Raw genomic sequence first — 22,121 nt, 5'->3', positions numbered from 1 at the left:
CGGCACAGCGATGGAACTGCGTCCGGAGCAGCTTGCCAGCCAGGGCGGTGACACCGCGCTGGCGCCGGTCTATCTGATCGCCGGGCCGGAAACCCTGCGTGTGCTGGAAGCGGCCGACGCCGTGCGCGCACGCGCGCGCGCTGCCGGCATCGGCGAACGTGAAGTGTTCGATGCCGACGGCCGTGATTTCGACTGGAACCAGCTCGACGCCAGTTTCAACGCGCCCAGCCTGTTCAGCGCCCGCCGCCTGGTCGAAGTGCGCCTGCCCAGTGGCAAGCCCGGCAAGGACGGCGCCGAGGTCATCAGCCAGTTCTGCGCCAACCCCGCGCCGGACGTGGTCCTGCTGATCACCGCCAACGAATGGAGCAAGGCCCACCAGGGCAAGTGGGCCGAGGCGGTGAACCGCGTCGGTGTGCTGTCGGTGGCCTGGGCGATCAAGCCCCACGAACTGCCCGACTGGATCGAACGCCGCCTGCGCGGCAAGGGCCTGCGCGCCGATCCGGCCGCCGTGCAGCGGCTGGCCGAGCGGGTGGAGGGCAACCTGCTGGCAGCTGCGCAGGAAATCGACAAACTGGCACTGCTGGCCGATGGCCAGCCGCTGGACGTGGAACGCATGGAATCGCTGGTGGCCGACGCCGCCCGCTACGACGTGTTCCGACTGCTGGAAGCCACTTTCTCCGGGCAGCCGCAGGCGGTACTGCGCATGCTGGCCGGGCTGCGCGGCGAAGGCGAGGCGGTGGCCGCGCTGATGCCGATGGTCATCCGTGAGCTGCTGGCCGGTGCCGGTCTGGCGCGGGTACAGGCCCGCGGCGGCAACCTGGCGGCGGAAATGAAATCCCGTGGCATCTGGGAATCGCGCCAGGCGCCTTACAAGCGCGCGCTGCAGCGGCACCCGGAAGGCAAGCGCTGGGAGCGCTTCGTGGCCGAGGCCGGTCTGGTCGACCGCATCGCCAAGGGGCGCGCCGACGGCGATGCCTGGCTGGCGCTGGAGCGCCTGCTGGTGGCGGTGGCCGAGGCCCGCGCCGTGCGCCTGCTGGCCCGTGCCTGAGCCATGAGCCTGCGTATCTATTACGGGGGCACCTTCGATCCGGTGCATCTGGGGCACCTGGCCATCGCGCGCGCCGCGCGTGATGAGCTGCAGGTGGCGGTACGGCTGCTGCCAGCCGCCGATCCGCCGCACCGCGCACCGCCCGGTGCCACCGCCGAACAGCGCTGCCGCATGCTCTCGCTGGCCATTGGCGATGAGCCGGGCCTGCTGTTGGACCGGCGTGAGCTGGAGCGTGCCAAGCGCTTCCCGGGGCGCCCGTCGTACACCGTCGATACCCTGCGCGAACTGCGCGCCGAGCTGGGGCCGAGCCGCCCGCTGGCGTGGCTGGTGGGTGCCGACAGCCTGCTGGCCCTGCCGGCCTGGCATGAATGGCAGAGCCTGTTCGACCTGGCCCATTTCATCGTTGCCGAACGCCCGGGCAGCCCCCTGCAGGATTCGGTGGACGGCGTGCTGGGGCAGGCCCTGGATGGGCGTTGGGCCGACAACGAGCAGGCGCTGTTCGCCAGCCCGGCCGGTCGCGTGCTGCGCCTGCACCACCCGCTGCGCTCGGAATCGGCCAGCGCGGTGCGCGCGCAGATTGCCGCCACCGGCCCGTGGCGGGCCCTGCTGCCGCCGGCGGTGGCCGATTACGTGGTGGACCACGGCCTGTACCGCCCGGCCCCCCGGTGAATGCCGCGGGCGCGCCTTGCCCGTATAATCGCCCCCACGTTTATCGAGTCGATCCGCTTTGAGCAACCAGACCCAGCCCCAGACCATCAAGGTCGAACTGCCCAGCCCGCCGCCTTCGGTGCCGGAACTGCTGGCCAGCGTCCGCCAAGCCACCGAAGACCTGAAGGCCAAGGACCCGGTCGAGATCGACGTGCGCGGCAAGTCCAGCGTCGCCGACTACCTGGTCATCGTCTCGGGTACGTCCACCCGTCATGTGAAGTCGATTGCCGATGAAGTCGTGCGCTTCGCCAAGAAGATCGACGTGATGCCGCTGGGCGTGGAAGGCGAGCGCGAAGCCGAATGGGTGCTGGTGGACCTGGGCGATGTGATCGTGCATGTGATGCTGCCGCGCGTGCGCGAGTTCTACGCGCTGGAGCGCCTGTGGACCGTCGGCGACCAGCCGCCGTCCAGCGACGACGAAGTGGCCTGAGCCACCCGTAGCTGCATCCCCTCGACGGCGCCGATGGCGCCGTCGACGTTTCTGGAGGACTGTTGATGAAAGCCCGACTGATTGCGACCGGTGAGCGCGCCCCGAGCTGGGTGGCGCAGGGGTTTGCCGAATACCAGAAGCGACTCTCGCACTGGTTGCCGTTCGAGCTGGTGGAGATCGAGCCCGGCCTGCGCGGCAAGGGCCGCGATGCACGGCGCGCGACCGAAGACGAAGGCAAGCGTGTGATCGCTGCATTGCCGAAGAACGCGTATGTGGTGGCGCTGGATGTTCCCGGCCGCCAGCTCAGTTCCGAACAGTTGGCACAGCGCCTGGAGCACTGGCGCGGGCAGGGCAGGGATCTGGCGTTCCTGATCGGTGGCCCGGAAGGGCATTCGGCGGAAGTATCGGCACTGGCCGATGAGAAGTGGTCGATCGGCCCGCTGACCCTGCCACACATGCTGGTGCGGCTGGTGGTGGCCGAGCAGTTGTATCGGGCTGCCGCAATGATTGCCAATCACCCCTACCATCGCGCGTGAAGAGTGGTTATACTAGTCGTCTGCCCGAATAGCTCAGCCGGTTAGAGCACTTGACTGTTAATCAGGGGGTCGTTGGTTCGAGTCCAACTTCGGGCGCCACCTTTGAAAACCCGCATCGCGAGATGCGGGTTTTTTTTGTGCGTGTGCGTGTGCGTGTGCGTGTGCGTGTGCGTGTGCTTGGTAGAGTCGAGCTTGCTCGACTGCTGTGTGCACGATGCAAGCGGCAGTCGAGCATGGCTCGACTCTACAAAGGCGGTGGCGCAGTCGAGCAAGCTCGACTCTACAAAGGCGGCGGCGCAGTCGAGCAAGCTCGACTCTACAAGGTCAAGATGCCGCGCCAGAACGCGACCAACGTGGCGATCGCCACCAGCACGATCGCGCCGAACAGCACCCACTCCCAGCGGGTGAACACGGCCTGCCCCTGCTGGCGCCGGGTCAATGCGAACAGCACCACGCCGGGCACGTACAGCAGCACCGACAGCAGCAGGTTGTCCAGGCCGCCGGCGTAGACCAGCCACAGCGCGTATGCACTGGCCAGCACTGCCACCACGAAGTCGCGCCAGCGCACGCCCGCCTCGCCGGCATAGGCCTGGCCGCGCCAGGCCAGCTGCACAGCGAAGGCCGCCGACAGAAAGTAGGGCACCAGGCTCATCGAGGCGGCCAGCAGCACCAGGCTTGTGTAACTGCCCGAATTGAACAGCACCAGCAGCAGGAACACCTGGATCAGGCCATTGCTCATCCACAGCGCGTTGGCCGGTACGCCGCGCGCATTCTCGCGGCCCAGGAAGGCGGGCATGGTGCCGTCGCCGGCAGCGGCGTACAGCACCTCGCCGCACAGCAGCACCCAGGCCAGCAGCGCGCCCAATACCGAAATGATCGAGCCGATGATGATCAGCGTGGCGCCCCATTCGCCCACGATGGCGCGCAGCACGTAGGCCATCGAGGGATTGGGCAGGCCGGCCAGCTCGGCCTGTGACAACACGCCCATCGACAGCAGGCTGACCAGCACCAGCAGCAACCACACGCCAACGAAACCGATCACGGTGGCGCGGCCGACGTCGGCGCGGCGCGCGGCCCGTCGTGAGTAGATGCTGGCGCCTTCGATGCCGATGAATACCCAGACCGTCACCAGCATCATGCCGCGCAGCTGCGTGCCCAGGTCGCCCAGTGCCGGTGTGCCGAAGAAGTCGGCACGGAACACATCCAGGCGGAACGCCGCGGCCGCCAGCACCAGGAACAGCGCGATCGGCACCAGCTTGGCGACGGTGACCAGGCCGTTGATGATCGCGGCGGTACGCAGGCCGCGCAGCACCAGCAGGTGCACCGTCCACAGCAGCAGCGACGAGGCAGCGAAAGCAACCGGCGTGTTGCCTTCGCCAAAGATCGGCAGGAAGTGGCCCAGGCCGCTGAAGATCAGCACGAAGAAGCTGGTGTTGCCCAGCACCGACGCCACCCAGTAGCCCCATGCGGCGGAGAAACCGATGTAGTTGCCGAAGCCCTCGCGGGCATAGGCGTAGATGCCGGTGTCCAGGTCGGGGCGGCGGTTGGCCAGCGCCTGGAACACGAAGGCCAGCATCAGCATGCCGGCGCCGCTCAGGGCCCATCCGATCAGCGCGGCGGCCGGCCCGGCGCTGCGCGCCACGTTCTGCGGCAGGGAGAAGATGCCGGCGCCGACCATTGAACCCACCACCAGCGCGGTCAGTGCGGCCAGGCCCAGGCGTTGCGTGGAAGACGGCATGCAGGCGTGCCTCGCGCGGTAGGCCCCCATCATGGCGGCGTGCATGTGGTGAAAAAGCAAAGGCCCGGGACATGCCCGGGCCTTTGCAGTACGGTTCGCCTTCGTGGATCAGTTGAAGGTGTACTTGGCGCCGACGGTGAAGTAACGGCCGATCGCACCGCTGAAGTGCAGCGGGTTGTAGTTGACCGCGCCGTAGGTGGACGGGTCGAGCGGGGCGATGCGGTCGAACACGTTCTGCACCGAGGCATTCAGCTCGAAGGCATCGGTGATGTTCCAGCGACCGGACAGATCGAAGGTGGTGAACGAAGAGATCTTCTCCACCGGCGAGCCGTCTTCATAGAAGGCCAGGTAGTCGCCACCGCGGCGATCCTTGTTTTCCATGCTGTCGATGTAGTTCACCACGCCGCTGACGCTCCACGGACCCTGCTTCCAGGTGGTGCCGAAGTTGATGCGGTCCTGCGGGGTGCCGATGCAGTTGGTCACGTCGCAGTTGCCGTGGGTGCCCACGTAATCGACGGTGGTGTCACCCTCGGTACGCTCGAACTTCAGCAGGTGGCTCCACTGCAGGTCCATTTCCAGCTGGCCCGGGCCGAGGTCGAAGGTCTGGCGGATATCGGTATCGATACCGCGCACACGCGACGAGTTGGCGTTCACGTACTGCGTGTTGACCGCCAGGATGGTACCGCTGTTGGCCACGCCACCGATGTTGTTGCTGTCGCGCAGGACGTTGCCGGCGGCGATGGCGTCGGCGGTGCTGCCCTGGGCGATTTCGTTGGTGCGCTTGATTTCCCAGGCGTCAACCGTCAGCGAGGTGCTGGAGGTCGGCTGCAGCACGATACCCACCGAGTAGCTCTTCGACTCTTCCGGCTTCAGGCCGGCATTGGGGCGGGTGATGATCGCCACCGAGCGCGCGGTGCACTCGTTGTCCGGATCGATGGCGCAGCGCACCGGATCGCGGGCGTTGGAGAACGCGGCCAGGCCGCCGTCACCGTTTTCGGCCGGGTTCGGCGCGCGGAAGCCTTCGGCGTAGCTGGCGCGCAGGGCGATCCAGTCGGCCGGGGTGAACTTCACGCCCAGCTTCGGCGTCGCCTTGCCTTCACCGCTCTCGTACTTGTCGTAGCGCAGTGCGGCCGACAGTTCCAACTGTTCCAGTACCGGCGCGGACAGTTCCACGTAGCCGGCATACACGTTCTGGGTACCGTCATAGGCCGAATAGCCCAGGCCGATGATGTCACCCTGGTCGGTGTAGGTCTGCGGGGTCAGGCTGTTGCTGGTCTTGCGCCATTCGGTACCCATGGCCAGGCCCAGCGGGCCGCCCTTCAGGCCCATCAGGCTGCGCGACACGGTGAAGTCGAACATGTCCAGGCTGGACTTGGCGCGGGCGCTGATGGTGGGCGAAATGTAGTCGTACAGCGCCTGCGAGTTCAGACCGGCGTTGTCGCCGATGCGCCACACGCCACCGGCACAGGTCGGGTTGCCCAGCGCGCACTGCACGGCGCTGTAGCGCAGGAAGCCGGTGCGCTTGTTGACCAGGTCGGTGCCCGAATGCAGGTAGGCGGTGTCGTAGCTCCACTCACCCCAGTTGCCCTTCACGCCCACCAGGAAGCGGTTGAACTCGTTGGTGTTGTTGGTGACGCGCGGGCCGACGTCCCAGGCGGAGTAGCGCAGGCGCGACGCCTGGCCCGGAATCGGATTGTCCGGATGGGTCGGGCTGAGCACGACGGCGCCGGCGCCACTGCTGGCGTTGACCGGGCCGCCGGGGTAGCCCCAACCGCCGGACACACCGGACGGCGTGTTGCTGAAGATGGTTTCCTTCTTCGAGTAGCCGATCTCGGTGTAGACCTCGCCGCCTTCGCCGAAGGCGAAGCTGGCACGGCCGAACACGTTCACGTACTTCTCTTCAGGGCTCAGGTCGCGGTACAGCTGGGCCGGGTTCCACAGACAGCCCTGCGCCTGCGCGGTGGCATCGCTCTGGCCGGGGATGGTGGTCAGGCCGGCACAGCCGGGCAGGGCGACCAGGAAGGCCGGGTTGTCCTCGTCCACGTTGCGGTCGTCGAACACCGAACCGTTCGGGCCCACGCCACCGGCGGTGCCGCCGGACAGGTAGGCGCCGCCCAGGAACTGCGCATCGGCGGCGTCATAGCCCCAGCGACGGATGTCACCGGTGCCGATCCACTTGCGGTTCTTGCGGTCGCTGATCTTGATCGCGTCGGTCTTGCCGACGTCCAGGCTGAAGAACGCGTTCCAGCCATCGCTGGCCAGGTCGCCGGTACCGGCGGTCAGCGTGGCCTTCTTGGCATCGCCATCGCCGTCGCCTGATACGCCGTAGGAACCGCGCAGGATCGCGCCCTGGAAGTCGCTGCGCAGGATGATGTTGACCACGCCGGCGATCGCATCGGAACCGTAGATGGCCGAGGCGCCGTCCTTCAGCACTTCCACGCGCTCGACGGCGTCAAGCGGAATGGTGCTGAGGTCGGTGAACACCTTCTGGCCGTCATCGGCCAGGCCGTAGGTGGCCATGCGGCGGCCGTTCAACAGCACCAGCGTGGAGCCGGCGCCCAGGCCGCGCAGCGAGATGCCGGCGCCGCCACCGGCGAAGCCGTTGCCGAAGGTCTTGGGAATGGAGCCTGCACCGTCGGAGGTCAGGGTCTGCAGGTATTCGGCAACCGTGGTCTTGCCGCTGCGGTCGATTTCCTGGCGGGTCACCACCTGCACCGGCGACGGTGTTTCGGTGTTGGTGCGCGGAATGTTCGACCCGGTCACGGTGATCCGGTCGAGGTTGGTGGCCTGGTCCTGTGCGAAGGCAGGGGAGACCACGGCGCCGGCCAGCAGCAGTGCGCCGCCGGTAAGGATGTGGGTGATGGAAGATGCCAGGTGGTTATGGCGGCGGCTGGCGGGCCGTTGGATCGGGTGTTTCACAGCTTCTCTCCTGACTGGAAAACTCGAGCATCGAGGGCGTCACCGGTGTGCCCCGGGACGCGTCAATCTAGGTTTCCCTCAGGTGACGGCGCTGTGAAGTTTTACTGAATTCGTAACGGAATTGTGATCGCCACTGAAGAACCGGAGTGCGCTGGCCGGGTCGAGGCGCAACCCACGTATTGCACCGGCCCGGCGTGCTGCCGGGCCGGTCTGCGAACAGAACCGTCAGTCCGGCAGGCTGAACTGCACCGGTACCATGCCGATGGCAGCCACCGCCTGCCCATCGCGCTCGGCCGGAACGAAGCGCCAGTGGCGCAGCACCTGCTGGCGGGCGGCCTGGTCCAGGCTGCGCGAACCGCTGCTGCGTTCGATGCTCACGTTCACCGGTTGCCCGCTCGGGTCCACTTCAACCCGCAGCAACACCGTGCCCTGCTCGTGATTGCGCAGGGCCGGTATCGGGTAGCTCGGTGGCGGGGCGGTGCGGTACTGCAGCTGTGCGCCGGTGACCGGTGCGCCCGGCTCCAGCGCCGGCGGGGCCTCGACCGCTGTCTGGGAGGCCGCGGGCAGGATGATGCCCTGGGCCTCTTCCAGCGTGGCGGTGGGCGCGGGCAGCGGCGGGGTGACTGTCGGCACCGGTTGCGATTTCGGTACCAGCTTCACCACCTCCTGCTTCGGCGGCAGCGGCGTGGGTTCCAGCGGCTTGGGGTCTTCCGTGGGGATCCAGCGCACGATGGTGTTGTCACGCGGCAGTGCGCTGATGGCCTGGTAGGTCGCTGGGATCAGCAGCAACAGCAGGGCGAGCAGGTGCAGGGCAATGGCCGCGCTCCAGGCGGCAATGCGGGCGGGGTCGAAGTGCTGGGATGCTACGGGATAGGTACGAACCATGGTCCACCTCCATGCCAGTGTCGAAGTCCTTAACGCACCAGGGCCGCCATCGGGGTTGCCGCACGCGGCTGGCAGTCCATCATTAGCGCCAGCCGAGGGCGACTGCCTAGAGTCAGGTGCGACCCCGTTGGGCTGGGCTTCATGAAGCGGTAGCGCCGGGCCGTGCCCGGCGGCAGGTGCGGCGCCGCTGCGCTCGCGGGGCATGGCCCCGCGCTACTGGTGGGTCGTGTGCTTCGCCAGGTAGCGCCGGGCCATGCCCGGCGGCGGTTACCGGCCCAGTTCGAACACCACGTCCAGGTTCACCGACACGGTCGATTCACCCGGCGCCACCGGGGTGGCCTTGTCCATCGCGGCGCCGGCGGCCATCGCCCGCATCATCGGCATCGGGCGGAAGCCACCATTGCTGTTCTCGGAAATGCTGACGATGCGACGCACCTGCAGGCCCAGCGACTTCGCATAGGTCTGGGCGCGGGCCTGGGCCTTCTTCAGTGCGGCCAGGCGGGCTTCGTCGTAGACCGGCTCGGGCTGGTCGATCTCGAACTGCGGGCCGTTGATCTGGTTGGCGCCCTGCGCGGCCAGTGCGTCCAGCACCTTGCCCAGCTTGGCGATGTCGCGCACCTTCAGGCTGACCGTGTTGCTGGCCTGGTAGCCGGTGATCTTCGGTGCTTCGTTGTCGGCATAGCGGTACTGCGGGTTGAGGCTGACGCCGCTGGTCTGCACGTCGCGCTCGGCAATGCCGGCGGCCTTGATCGCGGCCAGCACCTTGTCCATCTGCTGGGCGTTCTGGCGCATGGCGCTGTTGCCGTCGGCCGCCTGGGTGACCACGCCGGCCGACAGGGTGGCCACGTCCGGCACGCGGGTGGCTTCGGCGTTGGCCGAGATGTTCAGCAGGGTGCCTTCGGCGGCAGCGACGGCGGGCGGCGGCGGCGGGGCAGCATGGGCGGTCATCGAAGCTCCAAGAGCGAGGGACAGGGCAAGCAGCAGCGGGGTGGCGGTGCGGCGCATGGGATCTCCTTGTAGTGCCGGTGAGGGTGGTGTCGTAGCGATGAACGCGCTGTGAGTCCGTTCGGGGTTGAACGCACCGAAGGCGGGGTTGCCGACGATTCAGGCGGCGGCCTCAGGTTATGCTGTGCCGATGCTCTATCTCGCTTCCCGATCGCCCCGACGCAACCAGCTGCTGGCCCGACTTGAACGCCCCTTCCAGGCCCTCGACCTGGAGGTGCCGGAGCAGCGTGCGCCCGGCGAAAGCGCCGAACAGTATGTGTGCCGGGTGGCGGCCGACAAGGCCCGTGCCGGCCTGGCGCGGGTGCTGGCGGACGACCCGCAGGCGCGGGTGCTGGGCTCGGATACCGAAGTGGTGCTGGACGGTGATGTGTTCGGCAAGCCCGCCGATGCGGCCGAGGCCTGCGCCATGCTGGCCCGCCTGGCCGGGCGCACCCACCAGGTGATGACCGCCGTGGTGGTCGTGCACGCGCAGGGCCAGGAGACCGAACTGGTGGTTTCCGAGGTCACCTTCGCACCGATCACCGCCGCCGACATCGCCGCCTACGTGGCCACCGGTGAACCCCTGGACAAGGCGGGTGCCTACGCCATCCAGGGCGGCGCCGAGCGCTGGATCGAACACCTGTCAGGCAGCTACTCCGGCGTGATGGGCCTGCCTTTGCTGCACACTGATCGCCTGCTGGCCCGCTGCGGCGTGCCGGCCCCCACTGCCCATGCCGCCAGGGAGGCTGCCGATGTCTGAGGAAATCCTGGTCAATGTGACCCCGCGCGAGACCCGGGTCGCGGTGATCGAAAATGGCATGCTGCAGGAACTGCACATCGAGCGCGGCTGGCGCCGGGGCGTGGTCGGCAACATCTACAAGGGCAAGGTGCAGCGGGTCATGCCCGGCATGCAGGCCGCGTTCGTGGAAGTGGGGCTGGAGCGCGCCGCGTTCCTGCACGCCAACGACGTGGTGCGGCCGGCCCCGGTGGCCAGCGCCGATACCGAGAACACCACCCTGCCGCCGCCCTCCAGCGTGCCCATCGTGGAACTGCTGCGTGACGGCCAGGACATCGTGGTGCAGGTGGTGAAGGACCCGATCGGCACCAAGGGCGCGCGCCTGACCACGCAGATCAGCATTCCCTCGCGTTACATGGTGCTGCTGCCGCAGTCGAAGGTGGTGGGCGTTTCGGCGCGCATCGAAGACGAAGGCGAGCGCGCACGCCTGAAGGCGCTGGTGACCGAACTGTCGGCGCAGCACGGCGGCTACGGCTATATCGTGCGCACCAATGCCGAGGGCCAGCCGGCCGAAGCCATTGCCGAGGACATCGCCTATCTGTCGCGGGTCTGGAACGTGGTCGAGCGTCGTGGCCGCGAAGCGGCCTCGTGCAGCAACATCTATGAAGACCTGAGCCTGCCGCTGCGTTCGGTGCGCGACCTGATCCGCAAGGACGTGGACAAGGTGAAGGTCGATTCCAAGGAAACCTTCGCCCAGCTGCAGGCGTTCGTGGCCAAGTACATGCCGGTGCTGGCCGAGAAGATCGAGCTGTACAGCGGCGACCGCCCGATCTTCGACATGTTCGGCGTGGAAGACGAGATCGGTCGCGCGCTGGACAAGCAGGTGCCGCTGAAATCCGGGGGCTATCTGGTGATCGACCAGACCGAGGCGATGACCACCATCGATGTGAACACCGGTTCGTTCCTGGGCCAGCGCAACCTGGAAGAAACCGTGTTCCGCACCAACCTGGAGGCCGCGCAGGCGGTGGCCCGGCAGCTTCGCCTGCGCAACCTGGGCGGCATCATCATCATCGATTTCATCGACATGGACGACGCCGAGCACCGCCGCCAGGTGCTGCGCACGCTGGAAAAGGCGCTGGCCCGCGACCATGCCAAGACCACGGTGTACGACTTCTCGCCGCTGGGCCTGGTGGAAATGACCCGCAAGCGCACCGTGGAAAGCCTGGAGCGCCAGCTGTCGGAAACCTGCCCGCAGTGCAGTGGCCGCGGCAGCATCAAGACCACCGAGACGGTGACCTACGAAATTTTCCGGGAGATCACCCGCGCCGTGCGCCAGTTCGATGCCGCCCGGCTGCTGGTGATTGCCTCGACCAAGGTGGTGGCACGCATCACCGAAGAGGAATCGGCGGCCGTGGCCGAGCTGGAGGAGTTCCTCGGCAAGAGCATCCGCTTCCAGGCGGACGAGCAGTACCTGCAGGAGCAGTTCGATGTGGTTCTGCTCTGATCCATGCCGGCGCTTGGCCGGCAACGGCCGATGAGCGCGCCGCCGCGCCTGCGACTGCGAAGGATCCGCCGTCACCTTGTTGCCGCCTGCGCGGTAGGCCTGGTCGTGCTGGCGCTGCTGGTCGGCACCCTCAGCCAGCTGCTGCCGCTGGCCGAGCGCCACCCGCAGCAGATTGCCGCGTGGCTGAGCGCGCGCGCCGGGCAGCCGGTGCGTTTCGACCGCCTGCAGACGGCCTGGACCCGGCGCGGTCCGCTGCTGCAGTTGAAGGGGCTGCATATCGGCGCCGGGCAGGGCCTGGCCATCGGCGAAGCCGAGGTGCTGGTGTCGATGTACAGCGGCCTGTTGCCCGGGCGCTCGCTGACCGAGCTGCGCCTGCGCGGGCTGTCACTGGACCTGCAGCAGGCGGCGGATGGTCGCTGGAGCGTGCGTGGCCTGCCGCAGTCGACCAGCGGCGGCGATCCGCTGGATGCGCTGCGCCGTCTGGGCGAGCTGCAGGTGATTGGCGGCCGGCTGGCCGTGCATGCGCCCGCGCTGGGCATCGAGGCCACCTTGCCGCGCATCGATCTGCGCCTGCGCGTGCAGGGCGATCGGCTGCAGGCGGGCGTGCGCGCCTGGGCGCAGCCTGAGGCGCTGCCGCTGACGGCGGTGCTGGAACTGGACCGGCGCAAGGGCAACGGCCAGGCGTGGCTGGGGGCCGATCCGGTGGATTTCCAGGCGTGGGCGCCACTGCTGTCCGGCGCCGGCGTGCGCCTGCGCGAAGGCAAGGGCGAACTGAACCTGTGGCTGACCCTGCGTGATTTCGCCCCGGTGGCGGTGACCACCGATTCGGACCTGCGCGGGCTGCGTATTGAAGGTGCACCGATGCCGGGCGTGGCCCGCCCGCAGCTGCAGCTGCAGCGCCTGCAGGCACGGCTGCGCTGGCAGCGGCAGGCCGATGGCTGGGTGCTGCAGGTGCCGAAGCTGCGCCTGCAGGGCGAAGACGGCGCCCAACAACTGGATGGCCTGCAGGTGCGCCTGGGTCGGCAGCTGCAGATCAGCAGCGGTGCGGTGCAGGCCGGCACGGCCGTGCGCGCGCTGGCCTTGAGTGACCGTCTGGATCCGGGCCTGCGCCGTTGGCTGTATCTGGCCCGGCCACAGCTGGACCTGGCGGCCCTGCAGCTGAGCGGCCAGCGCGATGGCCCGCTGTGGGCCCAGGGCGAGCTGCAGTCGCTGGGCTTTGCCAGCGTGGCCGGCGCGCCGGGCCTGCGCGGACTGGGCGGGCGTTTCGAAGGCGATGCCAATGGCTTCAGCCTGCAGCTGCAGCCGCAACGGCAGTTGCAGTTCGATTGGCCCAGCGGCTTCGGCGTGCGCCACGACCTGCACCTGGCCGGACAGGTGGTGGGTTGGCGCGATGAAGCCGGTGGGTGGCGCATCGGTACCCCGGCCATGCGCGTGCAGGGCACCGACTACGCCGCCGATGTGCGCGGCGGTGTCTGGTTCCAGGGCGATGGTACGCGGCCGTGGCTGCAGCTGGCGGCCAAGCTGGACGACGTGCCGATGACCGCCGCCAAGCGCTTCTGGATCCACTCCAAGATGAGCAAGGGCGCCACCGACTGGCTGGACATGGCGTTGGCCGGAGGCCAGGTGCGGGGCGGCATCGGTCTGGTCAGCGGTGATTTGGATGACTGGCCGTTCGACAACAACGATGGCCGCTTCGAGGCCACCGGGCATATCAGCAACGGCCAGATCCGCTTCCAGCACGACTGGCCGCTGATGGGGCAGGTGGACGCCGATGTGGCCTTCATCGGCCCGGGCTTTGAAATCCAGGGCCGCGGCGATCTGGCCGGGGTGGCGGTGCAGCATTTCGAAGCCGGCATTCCCGATTTCGGCCAGCAACCGCTGTACGTGCGTGCCGACAGCCGCAGCGAGGCCGGCGCGCTGCTGGCCATGCTGCGGCAGAGCGGGCTGCACAAGGAGTACGGCGACACGCTGGACAACCTGAGCGCGAGCGGCCCGGCCAACGTGCACTTCGACCTGCTGCAGCCGCTGCACCATGACCAGGGCGGCGGCCACCTGCAGGGCACGGTGGACCTGGCCGGGGTGAAGCTGGCCGACAAGCGCTTCGATGTGGCCTTCGATGGCATGCACGGCCAGGCCCGTTACAGCAACGCCGGGTTCGCCGCCGAATCGCTGGCGGTGCGCCACCTGGGCCAGGACGGCACGCTGAGCCTGCGCGCCGGCGGCTTCGTGCGCGATGCGCGGCTGGCGTTCGAATCGGAGTTGTCGGCAAGCCTGGATGCCGGCGTGCTGATCGACCGCGCGCCGGAAATGGCCTGGCTGAAGCCTTACATCAATGGCACCTCGCCATGGACGATCGCGGTCAACCTGCCCAAGGTCGCCCCGGGCAGTCCCACTCCACCCAGTGAACTGCGCCTGCGCTCGGATCTGGTCGGTACCCGCCTGGACCTGCCGGCGCCGCTGGACAAGGCGGCCGCTGAGCCGCTGGCCACCACCGTGGCCGCACAGCTGCCGATGGGGGCGGGCCGCATCGACGTCGCCTTCGGCAACCGCCTGGCGCTGGCCGCGCGCAGCCACAACAACCAGACAGGCGTGCAGGTGACCCTGGGCAGCAGCCAGGTGGACCGCGAACCGCCGCCCAGCGGCCTGACCATCAACGGCCGCAGCCCCACCCTGGATGCGCTGGAATGGATCGGCCTGGCCCGTGGGGCCGGTGGCGATGGCGATCCGATGCCGCTGCGAGCGGTGGATGTGCAGGTGGGCCAGCTGATGCTGATCGGCGGTGTCTTCGAGCAGACCCGGCTGCAGCTGCACCCCGGCCCGCAGGCGCTGGATGTGCGCATGGACGGCCCGTCGCTGGCCGGCCGCCTGAGCGTGCCCAATGCCGACGGCGGCACCATCAGTGGCCGCCTGGATCGCGTTTACTGGCAGTCGCCGCCGGCCGTGGCCGGCGCAGCAGCGGCGCCAGCGGCGAAGGTGCAGGCCGGTGCCGACGACATGGACCCGGCCAAGCTGCCGCCGTTCGCCCTGGATATCGCCGACCTGAAGTTCGGCAAGGTGGTGCTGGGCCAGGCGGTGCTGCGCACCCGTCCGCTGGCGCAGGGCCTGAGCGTGGACGAGCTGCGCTTCCGCGCACCGGACCAGGAAATCGACATCACCGGCCGCTGGCTGGGCAGGAGCGCCGGTGCCCGTACCGAACTGAACGCCCAGCTGCGCAGTGAAGATCTGGGCGGGCTGCTGCAGAACTTCGACTACGGCGGACAGTTGCGCGGGGGCTCCGGACAGGCGCAGCTGCAGGCCTCGTGGGCCGGTGGCCCTTCGGACTTCCAGCTGGGCAACCTGCAGGGGCAGCTGGACATCCATGCCCGCAACGGCCAGTTGCTGGAGCTGGAGCCGGGCGCCGGGCGCGTGCTGGGCCTGCTGAGCGTGGCCCAGCTGCCGCGCCGGCTGATGTTCGACTTCCGCGATTTCTTCTCCAAGGGCTTTGCCTTCAACCAGGTCGAGGGCGGCATGCAGTTCGCCAACGGCATGGCGCGCACCGACAAGGTGCTGATCGAAGGCCCGGCGGCCAACATCACCATCCGCGGCCAGACCGACCTGCGCCAGCAGCAGTTCGACCAGACCATCGATGTGAACCCGCGTGCCGGCAACCTGCTGACCGTGGTCGGCGCGGTGGCCGGTGGCCCGGTGGGCGCGGCGCTGGGCGCGGCCACCAATGCGGTATTGTCCAAACCGTTGGGTGAGATCGGCGCCCGAACCTACCGGCTGACCGGGCCGTGGAAGGAGCCCAAGGTCGAGGTGATCGAGCGCGGCCGCGACCGCAGCCCGGCACCTGCGCCGGTTCCGGTGCCCGTGCCGGTTCCGCCGCCGACCGTGACCGACCTGCCGCGCCCGCGCTGAGCGCGGCGCCCCCGTTCATCGCGTGGCCTTGCCTGGCCGCGCCAGCACCCCCAGATCGAGACCATGACTGATACTGCCCTGACTCTTGCCCACGACCGCCTGCTGCGCCCCGGCGGCCTGGATACCGCTGGCCTGGAGCGCGCCTTCGGCCAGCTGCTCGGCCCCGGCGTGGACTTCGGTGACCTCTATTTCCAGCACGCCCGGCGCGAAAGCTGGAGCGTGGAAGACGGCATCGTCAAGGACGGTGCGCATTCCATTGAACAGGGCGTGGGCGTGCGTGCCATTGCCGGGGAAAAGACCGGCTTCGCCTATTCCGACGACATCCATGCCGATGCACTGCTGAGCGCCGCACAGTCGGCGCGCGCGATCTCGCGCGAAGGCGGGGCGCAGGCCGGGCGTTCGCTGCTGCGCGGCAGTGCCCGCGCGCTGTACCCCACGCTGGACCCGATCGACAGCCTGGGCAACGAAGCGAAGGTGGAAGTGCTCAAGCGCCTGGACGGTTACCTGCGCGCGGCCGACCCGCGGGTGAAGCAGGTGATGGTCAGCCTGTCCGGCGGCGTGGACACCGTGCTGGTGGCCCGCACCGACGGCGTGCTCGGCGCCGACGTGCGCCCGCTGGTGCGCCTGAACGTGCAGGTGATCGTGGAACAGAACGGTCGCCGCGAGTCGGGTTATGCCGGTGGCGGCGGCCGCTACGGCTATGCCGAACTGTTTGCCGATGGCCGCCCGGAAGCCTTCGCCCGCGAAGCCCTGCGCCAGGCGCTGGTGAACCTGGACGCCGTGCCGGCCCCGGCCGGGGTGATGCCGGTGGTGCTGGGCCCGGGCTGGCCGGGCGTGCTGCTGCACGAGGCGGTGGGCCACGGCCTGGAAGGTGATTTCAACCGCAAGGGCACCAGCGTCTATGCCGGCCGCATCGGCGAGCGCGTGGCCGCGCCGGGCGTGACCATCGTCGACGATGGCACCCTGGACGGACGCCGCGGTTCGCTGAACATCGACGACGAAGGCCACCCCAGCCAGTGCACCACGCTGATCGAGGACGGCATCCTGGTGGGCTACATGCAGGATGCGCTGAACGCGCGCCTGATGGGCATGGCCCCGACCGGCAACGGCCGCCGCGAATCGTTCGCGCACCTGACCATGCCGCGCATGACCAACACCTACATGCGGGCCGGCGAGCACGACCCGCAGGAGATGATCCGTTCGGTGAAGAAGGGCCTGTACGCGGTCAACTTCGGCGGCGGCCAGGTGGATATCACCAGCGGCAAGTACGTGTTCTCGGCCACCGAGGCCTACCTGATCGAAGATGGCCGCATCACCGCGCCGGTGAAGGGCGCCACGCTGATCGGCAATGGCCCGGAAACCATGCAGAAGGTGCGCATGGTCGGCAACGACCTGGCCCTGGACGAGGGCGTGGGCATCTGTGGCAAGGATGGCCAGAGCGTGCCGGTGGGTGTCGGCCAGCCCTCGCTGCTGATCGAAGGGCTGACCGTGGGCGGTACCCAGGCCTGAGCGCGGCGATGGCCAGCGCCCATGCCCGGACCGGCGGGGACTCAGTCCTCGTCGGCTTCGTCGGTCGCGCCGTCGACGTCTTCCGCGGCGCTCTTCAGGCCCAGCGCGGCCGGCAGCATCAGCGTGCGCAGCACCTGGAAGATTTCGCGGAAGGCGCGCGGCGGCTTGTTCTTCGCCTTCTCGGCCTGGGCGTTGCGCACCAGGGTGCGCAGCTGCTGGCGGTCGGCCTGCGGGTAGTCGTCAAGCAGCGCGGCCAGCGCCTTGTCGCCGTCGTTGAGCAGGCGCTCGCGCCAGTCTTCCACGCGGTGCATCATCGCCACCTCGCGGCGGCCGGTTTCACTGTTGGCGTCCAGCGCATCGCGGATCGCGTCCAGGGTGGCCTCGTCCTCGCGACGCATGTGCTTGGCCAGGAACGCCAGCTGCCGCTTGTGGGCGATGTGCGCGGTAATGCGCTTGCACTCGGCGATGTGCGGCAGCAGGTCCTCCGGGATCGGCAGGCGCGCCAGCTGGGCCGGGGTCAGCGACACCAGCTTCTCGCCCAGGGCCAGCACGTCAAGTGCGTCGCGCCGGTTCTGGCTGCGGCTCTTGTCGTGGAATTCACCGGTTTCTTCGTCGCGTCCGCGCATCGTTCCTACCTGATCTCAAAAAAAGTCGCCCGGCGTGATGCCGGGCCCAACCCGTACAGGATAAAGCATTGAACGTGATCGCCCCTGAAGTGGCCACCGGCGACGACAGCCTGGCCCGTCTGGAACGGCTGGCTGACCTTTCCCAGCAGTTGATCGACCGCGCCCGCGCGCTGGGCGCCAGCCAGGCCGAAGTGAGCTGCAGTGAAGACCGTGGGCTGGAGGTCAATGTCCGCCTGGGTGAGGTGGAGACGGTGCAGTCCACCCGTGACCGCGGCATTGCCGTGACCGTCTACTTCGGCCAGCGCAAGGGCAGTGCCAGCACCGCCGATCTGAACGAGGCCAGCCTGCAGGCCACGGTGGAGCAGGCCTGTGCCATTGCCCGCCACACCGAGGACGACCCGGCCGCCGGCCTGGCCGACGCCGCGCTGATGGCACGTGACTTCCCCGATCTGGACAGCTGGCACCCGTGGGCGCTGCAGGCTGACCAGGCGGTGGACCTGGCCCTGGCCTGCGAGGCCGCCGGCCGCGAGGCCGATGCGCAGATCCGCAATTCCGACGGCGCCTCGGTGTCGAGCATGCAGAGCGTGTCGGTGTACGCCAACTCGCATGGCTTCATCGGCCGCGAGCGCGGCACCCACCATTCGATCGGCTGCGCGCTGATTGCCGGTACCGGCGATGGCATGCAGCGCGATGGCTGGTACACCGGTGCACTGGCCCGCGAAGACCTGGAAGACCCGGCCAGTGTCGGCCGTCGCGCCGCCGAACGGACCGTCGCCCGGCTGCAGCCGCGTTCGCTGCCGACCGGCAGCCTGCCGGTGCTGTTTGCCCCGGAAGTGGCGCGCAGCCTGGTCGGGCACCTGTTGTCGGCCGTGTCCGGCGGCGCCCTGTACCGCCAGGCCAGCTTCCTGCTGGACAGCGTGGGCCAGCGCCTGTTCCCCGAGTGGATGCAGATTGAAGAGCTGCCGCACCTGCGCCGCGGCCTGCGTTCGGCCGCCTTCGATGGCGATGGCGTGGCCACCCGGGCATCGGCCCTGGTGACCGATGGCGTGCTGCAGCGCTACGTGCTGGGCAGCTACTCGGCCCGCAAGCTGGGGCTGCAGACCACCGCCAACGCCGGCGGTGTGCACAACCTGCAGCTGGCTGCCAATGCCGGCTCGCTGCACGAGATCGCCCGGCAGATGGGCAACGGCCTGCTGGTGACCGAGCTGATGGGGCAGGGCGTGAACGGGGTGACCGGCGACTACTCGCGCGGTGCCGGTGGCTTCCGGGTCGAGAACGGCGAGATCCAGTTCCCGGTCGACGGCATCACCATTGCCGGCAACCTGCGGGAGATGTTTGCCAGCATCGAAGCGGTCGGCAGCGACGTCGACCCGCGCTCGCACATCCGCACCGGTTCGATCCTGGTGGGGCGGATGACGATCGCCGGTAATGATTGATGGCGTTGATGGCGTAAGCTATGCCCGCCTGACGCGACCGGCCCGCTGCCGGTCGCGCATGACCACCCAAAAACAAGGAGTTTTGTCGTGAGCGAATTCGATAACGTCCCGGCGGCGGGCAACGCGCCGTCCGACCAGCGCACCATGGCACTGGCCGCGCACCTGCTGGGCATCTTCACCGGCTTCATTGGTGCGCTGATCATCTGGCTGATCAACAAGGACGATGCAAGCAAGTCCTTCGTGACCGACCAGTCCAAGGAAGCGCTGAACTTCCAGATCACCATCGCCATCGCGATGTTCGTCTGCATCATCCTGACCTTCGTGGTCATCGGTGCCATCCTGATGCCGATCGTCGGTCTGCTCAGCCTGATCTTCAGCATCATCGCTGCGGTGAAGGCCAACAACGGCGAGCTGTACCGCTACCCGTTCGCGCTGCGCCTGATCAAGTAAGCGACAACGATCCATCGCGCACAAAGAATCGCCCGGCTATGCCGGGCGTTTCCATTTGCGGCGCGGAGGTAGCGCCGGGCCACGCCCGGCGAGCGCGCAGCGCGGCTGCGCCGGCGAGTGCGATCAATGATCGCGTTCCACCGCCAGCGTGGCCAGCGCACGCAGCGCGTCGGCTTCCTCGTGGTAACCGGCCAGCGACGCCTGCATGCGCGTGGCCAGCTCGCGCAGCTGCGCCTTGGCCCCGTCCATGCCCAGCAGGGCCGGGAAGGTGCTCTTGTCCTGCGCCAGGTCCTTGCCGGCGGTCTTGCCCAACTGTTCGGAACTGGCCTCGACATCCAGGATGTCATCGCGCACCTGGAAGGCCAGGCCCAGCGCATCGGCAAAGCCGTCCAGCTGTGCCAGCACCGGCGCCGGCGCTTCGCCGCACAACGCGCCCATGCGCACCGCCGCACGGATCAGTGCACCGGTCTTCAGTGCGTGCATGCGGGTGAGCGCGGCCAGCGACTGCTGCTGCCCGGTGGCATCGATATCCAGTGCCTGGCCGCCGCACATGCCGGCCGCGCCGGAGGCGTGGGCCAGGGTCTGCAGGCAGGCCACGCGCAGGGTGGCGGGCAGGGCGGCATCGGCCAGCAGGCCGAAGGCGCGGGTCTGCAGGGCATCGCCGGCCAGGATCGCCGTCGCTTCATCAAAGGCAATGTGCGTGGTCGGCTTGCCGCGGCGCAGGGCGTCATCGTCCATGGCCGGCAGGTCGTCATGCACCAGCGAATAGGCGTGGATCAGCTCGACCGCCATGGCGGCCGCATCCAGGCGTTCCAGCGGCGCGCCGAACAGACGGCCACTGGCGTAGACCAGCAGCGGACGCATGCGCTTGCCACCGCCCAGCACCGAATAGCGCATGGCCTGGTGCAGCCGCTGCGGCGCATCGGCCGGCGAGGGCAGGGCCGCATCCAGCTGGCTTTCAATACGGTCGCGCCACTGCGCGAACAGCGCCTCAACCGTCATGGCTGGGCGGATCGAACGGTTCGGCCGTTTCCGGCTGCGCCGGATCGCTGAGCAGGCGCACGCGCAGTTCGGCCTGCTCCAGCGCCTGCTGGCACTGCCGGTACAGACCGACGCCGCGTTCGTAAGCACTGAGCGAAGCTTCCAGGCTCAGCTCGCCGGTTTCCATCTGCTCCACCAGCTGTTCCAGCGATTCGAGCGACTGTTCGAACTGGGCAACGGGGGAGGCGTTTTCGGGGGACTTCTTGGCCATGTGACAAGTGTGGACGGGCCACGCGCGGGGGTCAATTCACCAGCCGCCGGGTCGCCACTGCAGCTGTGCGTTGGCGGACTGCAACCACGCCTGGAAGGGGGCGGAAACCACTACGTCGGCGGCGGCCAGCAACTGCTCACCGGCGTACAGCAGGGGCAGCTGCGCGCGTCGCCAGGGGGCCAGGTGCTCGCGTTGCAGGCAGTCTTTCAGCGCATGTGAATGGGTACGGCCCGGCAGCAGGATGCGTTCGCCGCCGCGCCGCGCGCGCACCTGCACCGGCTGCGCGAACGCTTCGCCGCCGAGCAGGCGCAGCTGCCCGCCATCGGGCAAGGGCAGCGGCGCGCGGCCGTCCCAGGTGGTCTGCCAATCGGCGGGCAGTACCGGCAGTTCCGCCGGCAGCAGGTACGCATGGCCGCGCCACTGTTGGATGGCGTGGTCCTGCCAGCGCACCTGTGCCTGCCGATCGCTGGCCGCTGCCAGCAGTTCGTGCTGCAGTTGCCGCAGCACCGTGGCCGGCAGCGGTGCGGCACCGTGCGCGCGTACCCAGGCGCGCAGCACGCGCGCACCGCGCGCGGGCGACACCTGGCGCAGCAGTTCCAGCGACAGCACCCGGGGAGCCACCTCCAGGTGCGCGATCAGTTCGGCGTCTTCCTCGTCCAGCAGTGCGCGGGTCTGTGCGCAGTGATCGGCGCTGCCGGCCAGGGCCGCGGCCGCGTGTGGCCAGCGCTGGCGCAGCAGCGGCAGCACGTGCAGGCGCAGGAAGTTGCGGTCGGCATGGTCCTGGCCATTGCTGGGGTCTTCGATCCAGCGCAGGGCCTGCTGCTGTGCGTAGTGCTGCAGCGCGCTGCGCGCGGTGTGCAGCAAGGGCCGCCAGACGCGGTGGCCCTGCAGCCTGCTGTCGGCGGCCATCGCCGCCAGGCCATCGATGCCGGAGCCGCGCAGTGCGCGCAGCAGGAAGGTTTCGGCCTGGTCATCCTGGTGCTGGGCCAGGGCCAGGGTTTCGCCCTCGCGCAGCTCGGCGGCAAATGCGGCGCGCCGGGCCTGGCGGGCGGCGCCTTCCAGTCCCAGGCCAGCGGTCGTGGCGACCTGCACGCGGTGCACGGCCAGTTCGATGCCCAGGGCATCGCACTGTTGCTGGCAATGGCGCACCCAGGCATCGGCATCGGCCTGCAGGCCGTGATGCACGTGGATGGCGCGCAGCCGGCTGCCGTTGGCCTGCGCGCAGCGCCACAGCCAGTGCAGCAGCACGGTCGAATCCAGCCCGCCGCTGTAACCGACCAGCAGCGGTGCATCCAACGGGACAAGGGCGGGGAAGTGGCTCACGGCGGCAAGTATAGGGTGGGGGGGGGCTGGCAGGGCTGCGCCCTGCACCCGCTCAATGCAACGTCAACGGCAACGGCAAAAGCCAAAGCCAAAGCTGGCATTCCGTGGGATGGCGGGGTGGGTCCGGTTGCGGGGGACGC

18 protein-coding genes and 1 tRNA gene are annotated in these 22,121 nt (G+C 68.8%); 11 read left to right on the top strand and 8 right to left on the bottom strand.

The features are described 5' to 3' along the window. Positions 1-10: 10 nt before the first annotated feature. From holA to AC06FA_RS18290, 5 genes are all read left to right on the top strand, one after another. Positions 11-1,048, top strand: coding sequence for a DNA polymerase III subunit delta (gene holA, locus AC06FA_RS18310; RefSeq protein ID WP_108753754.1), 1,038 nt, complete (start codon positions 11-13; stop codon positions 1,046-1,048). 3 nt (positions 1,049-1,051) lie between these two features. Then, the gene (nadD, locus tag AC06FA_RS18305; RefSeq protein ID WP_478069528.1) at positions 1,052-1,717 is read left to right on the top strand and encodes a nicotinate-nucleotide adenylyltransferase; all 666 of its coding nucleotides are present in this window, start codon (positions 1,052-1,054) and stop codon (positions 1,715-1,717) included. A 58-nt stretch (positions 1,718-1,775) separates the two neighbouring features. Next, positions 1,776-2,186 (top strand): ribosome silencing factor, encoded by a 411-nt coding sequence (rsfS, locus tag AC06FA_RS18300; RefSeq protein ID WP_312709891.1) that lies wholly within the window; start codon positions 1,776-1,778, stop codon positions 2,184-2,186. A gap of 65 nt (positions 2,187-2,251) precedes the next feature. Further along, positions 2,252-2,722 carry a 23S rRNA (pseudouridine(1915)-N(3))-methyltransferase RlmH gene (rlmH, locus tag AC06FA_RS18295; RefSeq protein ID WP_197584414.1) on the top strand — a complete coding sequence of 157 codons (471 nt, stop codon included), beginning with the start codon at positions 2,252-2,254 and terminating at the stop codon, positions 2,720-2,722. Positions 2,723-2,744: 22 nt separating this feature from the next. Further along, positions 2,745-2,821, top strand: a tRNA-Asn gene (locus AC06FA_RS18290). 217 nt (positions 2,822-3,038) lie between these two features. Here the strand turns inward: AC06FA_RS18290 and arcD are convergent. The 4 genes from arcD to AC06FA_RS18270 form a co-directional block, all read right to left on the bottom strand. Then, positions 3,039-4,460 (bottom strand): arginine-ornithine antiporter, encoded by a 1,422-nt coding sequence (gene arcD / locus AC06FA_RS18285; RefSeq protein ID WP_478069527.1) that lies wholly within the window; start codon positions 4,458-4,460, stop codon positions 3,039-3,041. A 108-nt stretch (positions 4,461-4,568) separates the two neighbouring features. Beyond that, positions 4,569-7,379: a TonB-dependent receptor gene (locus AC06FA_RS18280; protein ID WP_478069526.1), complete on the bottom strand. Its 2,811-nt coding sequence runs from the start codon at positions 7,377-7,379 to the stop codon at positions 4,569-4,571. A gap of 225 nt (positions 7,380-7,604) precedes the next feature. After that, on the bottom strand, positions 7,605-8,264 hold the full coding sequence (locus AC06FA_RS18275) for an energy transducer TonB (protein WP_478069525.1): 660 nt from the start codon (positions 8,262-8,264) through the stop codon (positions 7,605-7,607). 267 nt (positions 8,265-8,531) lie between these two features. After that, a complete protein-coding gene (locus AC06FA_RS18270; RefSeq protein WP_108753748.1) occupies positions 8,532-9,269 on the bottom strand; it encodes an SIMPL domain-containing protein in 738 nt (245 codons plus the stop codon). Between the two features lie 130 nt (positions 9,270-9,399). On the opposite strand from AC06FA_RS18270, the gene AC06FA_RS18265 reads away from it, so the two are divergent. The 4 genes from AC06FA_RS18265 (at position 9,400) to tldD (ending at position 16,894) form a co-directional block, all read left to right on the top strand. After that, entirely contained in the window at positions 9,400-10,008 is a 609-nt protein-coding gene (locus tag AC06FA_RS18265; RefSeq protein ID WP_478069524.1) for a Maf family nucleotide pyrophosphatase, read from the top strand. Beyond that, positions 10,001-11,488, top strand: a complete 1,488-nt coding sequence (rng, locus tag AC06FA_RS18260; RefSeq protein ID WP_312709896.1) for a ribonuclease G — start codon at positions 10,001-10,003, stop codon at positions 11,486-11,488. The genes AC06FA_RS18265 and rng overlap by 8 nt, the downstream gene beginning before the upstream one ends. Positions 11,489-11,518: 30 nt before the next feature. Then, a complete protein-coding gene (locus AC06FA_RS18255) occupies positions 11,519-15,385 on the top strand; it encodes a YhdP family protein (RefSeq protein WP_478069523.1) in 3,867 nt (1,288 codons plus the stop codon). A gap of 63 nt (positions 15,386-15,448) precedes the next feature. Beyond that, positions 15,449-16,894 (top strand): metalloprotease TldD, encoded by a 1,446-nt coding sequence (gene tldD, locus AC06FA_RS18250; protein WP_478069522.1) that lies wholly within the window; start codon positions 15,449-15,451, stop codon positions 16,892-16,894. A gap of 41 nt (positions 16,895-16,935) precedes the next feature. Here tldD and yjgA read toward each other — a convergent pair whose 3' ends face one another. Then, the gene (gene yjgA, locus AC06FA_RS18245) at positions 16,936-17,520 is read right to left on the bottom strand and encodes a ribosome biogenesis factor YjgA (protein ID WP_478069521.1); all 585 of its coding nucleotides are present in this window, start codon (positions 17,518-17,520) and stop codon (positions 16,936-16,938) included. Between the two features lie 68 nt (positions 17,521-17,588). Here yjgA and pmbA point away from each other — a divergent pair, with 68 nt between their 5' ends. Both pmbA and AC06FA_RS18235 read left to right on the top strand, forming a co-directional pair. Beyond that, a complete protein-coding gene (pmbA, locus tag AC06FA_RS18240) occupies positions 17,589-18,956 on the top strand; it encodes a metalloprotease PmbA (protein ID WP_478069520.1) in 1,368 nt (455 codons plus the stop codon). 87 nt (positions 18,957-19,043) lie between these two features. Continuing rightward, positions 19,044-19,406 carry a DUF4870 domain-containing protein gene (locus AC06FA_RS18235; RefSeq protein WP_478069519.1) on the top strand — a complete coding sequence of 121 codons (363 nt, stop codon included), beginning with the start codon at positions 19,044-19,046 and terminating at the stop codon, positions 19,404-19,406. Positions 19,407-19,529: 123 nt separating this feature from the next. Here the strand turns inward: AC06FA_RS18235 and AC06FA_RS18230 are convergent, their stop codons facing one another. From AC06FA_RS18230 to tilS, 3 genes are read right to left on the bottom strand one after another with little or no spacing between them, the layout of a single operon-like run. After that, a complete protein-coding gene (locus AC06FA_RS18230; protein WP_478069518.1) occupies positions 19,530-20,408 on the bottom strand; it encodes a polyprenyl synthetase family protein in 879 nt (292 codons plus the stop codon). After that, positions 20,398-20,658 (bottom strand): exodeoxyribonuclease VII small subunit, encoded by a 261-nt coding sequence (locus tag AC06FA_RS18225; protein WP_006381978.1) that lies wholly within the window; start codon positions 20,656-20,658, stop codon positions 20,398-20,400. The genes AC06FA_RS18230 and AC06FA_RS18225 overlap by 11 nt, the downstream gene beginning before the upstream one ends. 36 nt (positions 20,659-20,694) lie before the next feature. Next, positions 20,695-21,981: a tRNA lysidine(34) synthetase TilS gene (tilS, locus tag AC06FA_RS18220; protein WP_478069517.1), complete on the bottom strand. Its 1,287-nt coding sequence runs from the start codon at positions 21,979-21,981 to the stop codon at positions 20,695-20,697. Positions 21,982-22,121 lie beyond the last annotated feature (140 nt).

It is taken from the genome of Stenotrophomonas sp. Steno-C17 (assembly GCF_056393165.1).
Note: the sequence above shows the minus strand (reverse complement) of the source record. Positions and strands in the feature narration are given on the sequence as shown.

Bases quoted from the DNA above. Each gene is read 5' to 3' on its own strand.
- holA (WP_108753754.1), top strand. From the start codon at position 11: ATGGAACTGCGTCCGGAGCAGCTTGCCAGCCAGGGCGGTGACACCGCG.
- nadD (WP_478069528.1), top strand. From the start codon at position 1,052: ATGAGCCTGCGTATCTATTACGGGGGCACCTTCGATCCGGTGCATCTG.
- rlmH (WP_197584414.1), top strand. From the start codon at position 2,252: ATGAAAGCCCGACTGATTGCGACCGGTGAGCGCGCCCCGAGCTGGGTG.
- arcD (WP_478069527.1), bottom strand. From the start codon at position 4,460: ATGCCGTCTTCCACGCAACGCCTGGGCCTGGCCGCACTGACCGCGCTG.
- AC06FA_RS18275 (WP_478069525.1), bottom strand. From the start codon at position 8,264: ATGGTTCGTACCTATCCCGTAGCATCCCAGCACTTCGACCCCGCCCGC.
- AC06FA_RS18270 (WP_108753748.1), bottom strand. From the start codon at position 9,269: ATGCGCCGCACCGCCACCCCGCTGCTGCTTGCCCTGTCCCTCGCTCTT.
- AC06FA_RS18265 (WP_478069524.1), top strand. From the start codon at position 9,400: ATGCTCTATCTCGCTTCCCGATCGCCCCGACGCAACCAGCTGCTGGCC.
- rng (WP_312709896.1), top strand. From the start codon at position 10,001: ATGTCTGAGGAAATCCTGGTCAATGTGACCCCGCGCGAGACCCGGGTC.
- AC06FA_RS18255 (WP_478069523.1), top strand. From the start codon at position 11,519: ATGAGCGCGCCGCCGCGCCTGCGACTGCGAAGGATCCGCCGTCACCTT.
- tldD (WP_478069522.1), top strand. From the start codon at position 15,449: ATGACTGATACTGCCCTGACTCTTGCCCACGACCGCCTGCTGCGCCCC.
- yjgA (WP_478069521.1), bottom strand. From the start codon at position 17,520: ATGCGCGGACGCGACGAAGAAACCGGTGAATTCCACGACAAGAGCCGC.
- AC06FA_RS18230 (WP_478069518.1), bottom strand. From the start codon at position 20,408: ATGACGGTTGAGGCGCTGTTCGCGCAGTGGCGCGACCGTATTGAAAGC.
- AC06FA_RS18225 (WP_006381978.1), bottom strand. From the start codon at position 20,658: ATGGCCAAGAAGTCCCCCGAAAACGCCTCCCCCGTTGCCCAGTTCGAA.